This is a genomic window from Azospirillum formosense, from assembly GCF_013340925.1.
GTDB lineage: Bacteria > Pseudomonadota > Alphaproteobacteria > Azospirillales > Azospirillaceae > Azospirillum > Azospirillum formosense.
In genome coordinates this window covers 1-5,922 of sequence record NZ_WHOR01000321.1, presented here as the reverse complement: position 1 = coordinate 5,922, position 5,922 = coordinate 1, and the positions used below count along the sequence as shown (strand labels likewise).

The 5,922-nt window shown below is 69.2% G+C and carries 4 protein-coding genes; all 4 read right to left on the bottom strand.

Annotated elements, in window-relative coordinates:
* Positions 1-173: 173 nt before the first annotated feature.
* Positions 174-1,256, bottom strand: coding sequence for a serine hydrolase (locus GBZ26_RS26160; RefSeq protein WP_174441344.1), 1,083 nt, complete (start codon positions 1,254-1,256; stop codon positions 174-176).
* Between the two features lie 60 nt (positions 1,257-1,316).
* Positions 1,317-4,010, bottom strand: a complete 2,694-nt coding sequence (gene ppdK / locus GBZ26_RS26155) for a pyruvate, phosphate dikinase (RefSeq protein ID WP_174441345.1) — start codon at positions 4,008-4,010, stop codon at positions 1,317-1,319.
* A 279-nt stretch (positions 4,011-4,289) separates the two neighbouring features.
* On the bottom strand, positions 4,290-4,997 hold the full coding sequence (locus GBZ26_RS26150) for a DUF2270 domain-containing protein (RefSeq protein WP_174441343.1): 708 nt from the start codon (positions 4,995-4,997) through the stop codon (positions 4,290-4,292).
* Between the two features lie 53 nt (positions 4,998-5,050).
* Positions 5,051-5,922: biotin synthase BioB (gene bioB, locus GBZ26_RS26145; RefSeq protein ID WP_174441342.1), on the bottom strand; the 872-nt coding region annotated here is incomplete at its 5' end.

Here is a 5,922-nt window from a genome sequence, read left to right as displayed (position 1 = left end):
GGGACAATGGGCGGCGCGTCCATTTCTTCCCGGCCACCGGACGGGCCTTCCGCCGCCTGCTGCGCCCCGAGGCGGAGCGGGAGACGGTGCATCAGGAGATGGACTATCTCCAGGCGCTGCGGCGCACCTCGGTCGAGGGGGAGATGGAGCTGTTCGAGCGGCGCTGACCGGGGTCACTCGCGCAGAATTTCCGCGGCCTCCACGGTCATCCATTCCGCCTGGTCGTTGTCCTCGCCATCGGTGAAGAGGGCGACGGTCACCGGCTCCTCCCCCGGCTTGCGGGCGGGGAAGTGATAGGCGCAGGCCGACCCGCCCGGCCCACCGCCGGTGTGTCCCCAGTAGGGTCCGGCCTGCCCGTCGCGCTCCACCATCACGCCGAGGCCGTAGCCCGGCTCCACCCAGGGGCGCCCGCGCATGGTTCCCGGCACCGGGAAGGACTGCCGCATCCGCACCGCCAGGGCGCCCGGCAACAGGCCGTCCGCGAACAGCGCATGGAAAACGCGGGCGATGACCTCCGCCGCCGCGGCCACCACGCCGTGGGCCACCCAGCCGGGATGGTAGAGGGCGGCCACGTCGGCGGGCGGACCGTCCTTGCCGCCGAGGTATGGGCTGGGTCCGGTCCACAGGCCGGACAGGTCGCCGCGTTCCGTCGGCACCGACCAGCCGGTCAGGCCGAGCGGGCGGAACAGCTCGCGGTCGAGGGCCTGGGCGAAGGGCAGGCCGGAGGCCCGTTCCAGCACCCGCTTCGCCAGCAGATAGCCGATGTTGGAATAGGAGAACTCGCGCCCCGGCGGAGCGAACAGGTCGGTGGCGCGGCAGCGCTCCAGAAAGCCGTCCTCGCTCCACGGCTCTTCTCCCGCGCGCACGGCGGCGTGGTAGGCGGGGCTGCCGCCGTAATTGCGCAGTCCGGCGCGGTGGGAAAGGAGCTGGGACAGGGTCATCCGGTCGGCCGCCGCGAAGTCGGGCAGCCAGCGGTCCAGCGGGGCGTCGGGGTCGATCAGGCCTTGCCCGCACAAGCGCAGCAGGGCGGCGGCGGTCAGGGTCTTGGTGATGCTGTAGACGAGGAAGCGGGCCGTAACCGGCGGAGGCGCCGCGCCGCCGCGGGCGAGGCCGGCGGTCCAGGAGCGCGGACCCGAACGGACCGCCACCACCGCGGCGCGGGCCGCGGCAGGGCCGTCGCCTTCGTCGAGGCAGGCGCCGAGGCGGTCGGTCAACCGGTCGATGTGCCGGGTTGGAAGGGCGGTGTCAGTGTCCACGGAACCATCCCTCAAAAAACGAAGGCCCCCAAGGGGGGCCTTCGCGTCGTCGGGTACCGGTCAGTCGCGCTTCACCGTGTCGGCGTCGAGCGCCGCCTGGGCGGCGGCCAGACGGGCGATCGGCACGCGGTAGGGCGAGCAGGACACGTAATCCAGCCCGACCTTCTCGCAGAAGGAGATGGAGGCCGGGTCGCCGCCATGCTCGCCGCAGATGCCGAGCTTGATGTTCGGACGGACCTTGCGGCCGCGCTCCGTGGCGATGGCGATCAGCTCGCCGACGCAGTCCTGGTCCAGCGTCTGGAACGGGTCGTGCTCCAGAATGCCCTGGCGCTGGTATTCCGGCAGGAAGGCGCCGGCATCGTCGCGCGACAGGCCGAAGGTCGTCTGGGTCAGGTCGTTCGTGCCGTAGGAGAAGAACTCCGCCGTCTCGGCGATCTCATCGGCCTTCAGCGCCGCGCGCGGCAGCTCGATCATGGTGCCGACCATGTACTCGAAGGTGACGCCGGTCGAGTCCATGACCTCCTTGGCGACGCGGTCGATGACGGCCTTGAGGATGTCCAGCTCCTTCTTGGTGACGATGAGCGGGATCATGACCTCCGGCATCACCGTCTCGCCCGTGGTCTTGGAGACCTCGGCGACCGCGCTGAAGATGGCGCGGGCCTGCATCTCGTAGATCTCGGGGTAGGTGATGCCGAGGCGGCAGCCGCGATGGCCGAGCATCGGGTTCGCCTCGTGGAGCTGCACCACGCGGTGGTTCACCTTGAGCTGGTCGGTGCCGGTGGCCTTGGCGACCTCCGCCATCTCCGCCTCGGTGTTGGGCAGGAACTCGTGCAGCGGCGGGTCGAGCAGGCGGATGGTCACCGGCAGGCCCGACATGATCGTGAACAGCTCGACGAAGTCCTTCTTCTGGAAGGGCTCCAGCTTGGCCAGCGCGGCGCGGCGGCCGGCCTCGTTCTCGGCCAGGATCATCTCGCGGACCGCCAGGATGCGGTCCGGGTCGAAGAACATGTGCTCGGTGCGCGACAGGCCGATGCCCTCGGCGCCGAACTTCCGCGCGGTGCGGGCGTCCAGCGGGGTCTCCGCGTTGGTGCGGATCTTCATGCGGCGCAGCGAGTCGGCCCAGCCCATCAGCGTGGCGAAGTCGCCCGACAGCTCCGGCTGGATCGTCGGCACCTGGCCCAGCATCACCTCGCCGGTCGAGCCGTCGATGGTGACGATGTCGCCTTCCTTGATGGTGACGCCGCGGACCGACATGATCTTGGACTTGTAGTCCACGCGCAGGTCACCGGCGCCCGACACGCAGGCGCGGCCCATGCCGCGGGCCACCACGGCGGCGTGGCTGGTCATGCCGCCGCGGGTGGTCAGGATGCCACGGGCGGCGTGCATGCCGTGGATGTCCTCCGGGGAGGTCTCCACCCGGCAGAGGATGACCGCCTCCCCCTGGCCGGCCAGGGTCTCCGCCTCGTCGGCGGTGAAGACGACCCTGCCCGAGGCGGCACCCGGCGACGCCGGCAGGCCCTTGGCGATGACCTTGCGCTCCGCCTTCGGGTCCAGCGTCGGGTGGAGGAGCTGGTCGAGCGAGGCGGGGTCGATGCGGCGCACGGCTTCCGCCTTGTCGATCAGCCCTTCCTCGGCGAGATCGACGGCGATCTTCAGCGCCGCCGGGGCGGTGCGCTTGCCGTTGCGGGTCTGCAGCATGAACAGCTTGTTCTGCTGGACCGTGAACTCGATGTCCTGCATGTCGCGGTAGTGCTTCTCCAGCGTGAGGCGGACCTCGTTCAGCTGGTTGAAGACCTCCGGCATGACCTCTTCCATGGCGGGGAGGTCGGACTTGTTGGCCTCCTTGCCGGCGATGGTCAGGTGCTGCGGCGTGCGGATGCCGGCCACCACGTCCTCGCCCTGGGCGTTGACGAGGTATTCGCCGTAGAAGGCGTTCTCGCCGGTGGACGGGTTGCGGGTGAAGGCGACGCCGGTGGCGCAGTCGTTGCCCATGTTGCCGAACACCATGCACTGCACGTTGACGGCGGTGCCCCAGTCGGCGGGGATGTCGTGCAGCTTGCGGTAGGTGATGGCGCGGGCGTTCATCCACGAGCCGAACACGGCGCCGACGGCGCCCCACAGCTGCTCCTGAACGTCCTGCGGGAAGGGCTTGCCGAGCTCGTGCTCGACGGCCTTCTTGTAGTCCTCGATGACGGCCTGCCAGTCGGCGGCGCTCAGGTCGGTGTCGAGGTTGTGGTTCTTGTCGCGCTTGTGGTTGTCCAGGATCTCCTCGAAGTGGTGGTGGTCAACGTCCAGCACCACGTTCGAGTACATCTGGATGAAGCGGCGGTAGCTGTCGTAGGCGAATCGGGCGTCGCCCGAGCGCTTGGCGAGGCCGGCGGCGGTCGCGTCGTTCAGCCCGAGATTCAGCACCGTGTCCATCATGCCCGGCATGGAGGCGCGGGCGCCGGAGCGCACCGAGACCAGCAGCGGGTTGGCCGGATCGCCGAAGGTGGCGCCCATGGCCTGCTCCAGCCCCTTCACCGCGCCGTCCACCTGGGCCTTCAGCTCCGGCGGATAGTTGCGGCCGTTGGCATAGAAATAGGTGCAGACCCCAGTCGTGATGGTGAAACCCGGAGGAACCGGGAGGCCCAGATTGGCCATCTCGGCCAGATTGGCTCCCTTGCCGCCGAGCAGGTTCTTCATGTCCGCCCGGCCTTCGGTGGCATCGGCACCGAAGCAGTAAACCCACTTGTTCTCGCCCTGGCTCGCCATCGTGAAATCCTCGTTCACCTCTATGGTCGTCCGGCCGTCGGCTGTGCGGGGAACCGGTGAAGATCAGCCCGGCGAACGGGTGTCCTTCTGGTATGACCGCGCAACCGCATCCGACGGAGCCCCTTCTAGCCCCCCGCGGAAGGAGAACACAAGACGATCCGTTGCATAGCGTGAGCGCGACGGTGCTGATCCCATTTATGCCACGGTGCGCGAAAGGGGCAGGCCGGACGGAAAACTACCCCTTATCCCTTGCGCGAAAAGGGAAATCCGTCATGGCCCTCACGGACCGCGGGCCAGATCCAGCACCGCGTCGGTGGCCGGCGGGGGCGGGCGCTCGCGGTCGGCGCCGCGGCGGCTGCGGAAGGTGCGGAAGGCGATGGCCATCCAGGTGCCGTGGAAGGCCAAGCCGCAGAGCAGGACGATCTCCCCCGGCACCGGCCCGATGGTCGCCCGCGCGAACAGCTCGTCCAGGCTCGACAGCGGCACCGGGTGGATCATCAGCTTGCCCAGATAGGCCACCACCTGGATCAGGAAGATCCAGCCGTAGTTCCGCCGCAGCCGGCGCCCCACCGCCTCCAGGTAGGTGATGTGCAGGTTGGGGTTCTGGTAGTCCTGGAACAGCGTCTCGTTCCAGCCCCGGGCGAACGGGTCGCCCTGGCCGCGCAGGATGGGGCCGAGAAAGTACAGCTCCAGCACATGGGCGCGGATTCGCCAGAAGTCGAAGAAGCGGTAGCGCCGCGCCTCGATGTAGAGGAACACGGCGACCAGAAGCCCCACAAGCACCAGCGGCAGGGGGGAGGCGGTGGCGCTGCTGAAGGTCAGCGACAGCGCGATCCCGGTGGTCACCACCGCCCAGTTGGTGGTGGCGTCCAGCCGGGTCCGCCAGACGGTGCTGCGGTAGATCTCGGCCCTGTAGAGGTGCGACAGGGCCGTGACCTCGGCCGAGGTGTAGTGGGTCTTGGGTGCTTTGGCGGCGATGTCGTCCATGCTCGGCGTCCTCCCCCTGGCTTTTTTGCGCAGGGGCCGGGGACGCCGGCGCGTCAGTGGGCGCCGCCGTCGGCCTCCAGCCCCAGCCGGTCGAACAGCCGCCGGTCGGCCTCATGCTCCGGATTGCCGGTGGTCAGCAGCTTGTCGCCATAGAAGATGGAGTTCGCGCCGGCGTAGAAACAGAGCGCCTGACCCTCGTCGCTGAGCGAGCGGCGGCCCGCCGACAGGCGGACGTAGGAGCGCGGCATCAGGATGCGGGCCACCGCGATGGTGCGGATGAACTCGAAGGCATCCAGCGCGTCGACGTCGCCCAGCGGGGTGCCGGCGACCGACACCAGCTTGTTGATCGGCACGCTCTCCGGCTGCGGCGACAGGTTCGCCAAAGTCTCCAGCAGGCCGGCGCGGTCCACCCGGCTCTCCCCAAGCCCGACGATGCCGCCGGAGCAGACCTTCAGCCCGGCGTCGCGGACGTTGGCCAGCGTGTCCAGCCGGTCGCGGTAGCTGTGGGTGGAGACGATCCGCTCGTAGAACTCCTCCGACGTGTCGAGGTTGTGGTTGTAGTAGTCGAGGCCGGCGTCCTTCAGCGCGTCGGCCTGCGGGCGGGTCAGCATGCCCAGCGTCATGCAGGCCTCCAGCCCCAGGTCCTTCACGTCGCGGACGATGTTCGCCAGCTTCTCGACGTCGCGGTCCTTCAGCTCACGCCACGCCGCCCCCATGCAGAAGCGGCCGGCGCCCGCCTTCTTGGCCTTCTCCGCGGCGGCGCGCACCTGGGCGCGGTCGAGCAGCTTCTCCGCCTCGACGCCGGTGTCGTACTTCACGCTCTGCGCGCAGTATTTGCAGTCCTCCTGGCAGCCGCCGGTCTTGATGTTCAGCAGGGTGGAGAGCTGGACCTTGTTCGGGTCGTGGTGCTGGCGGTGCGTCTCGT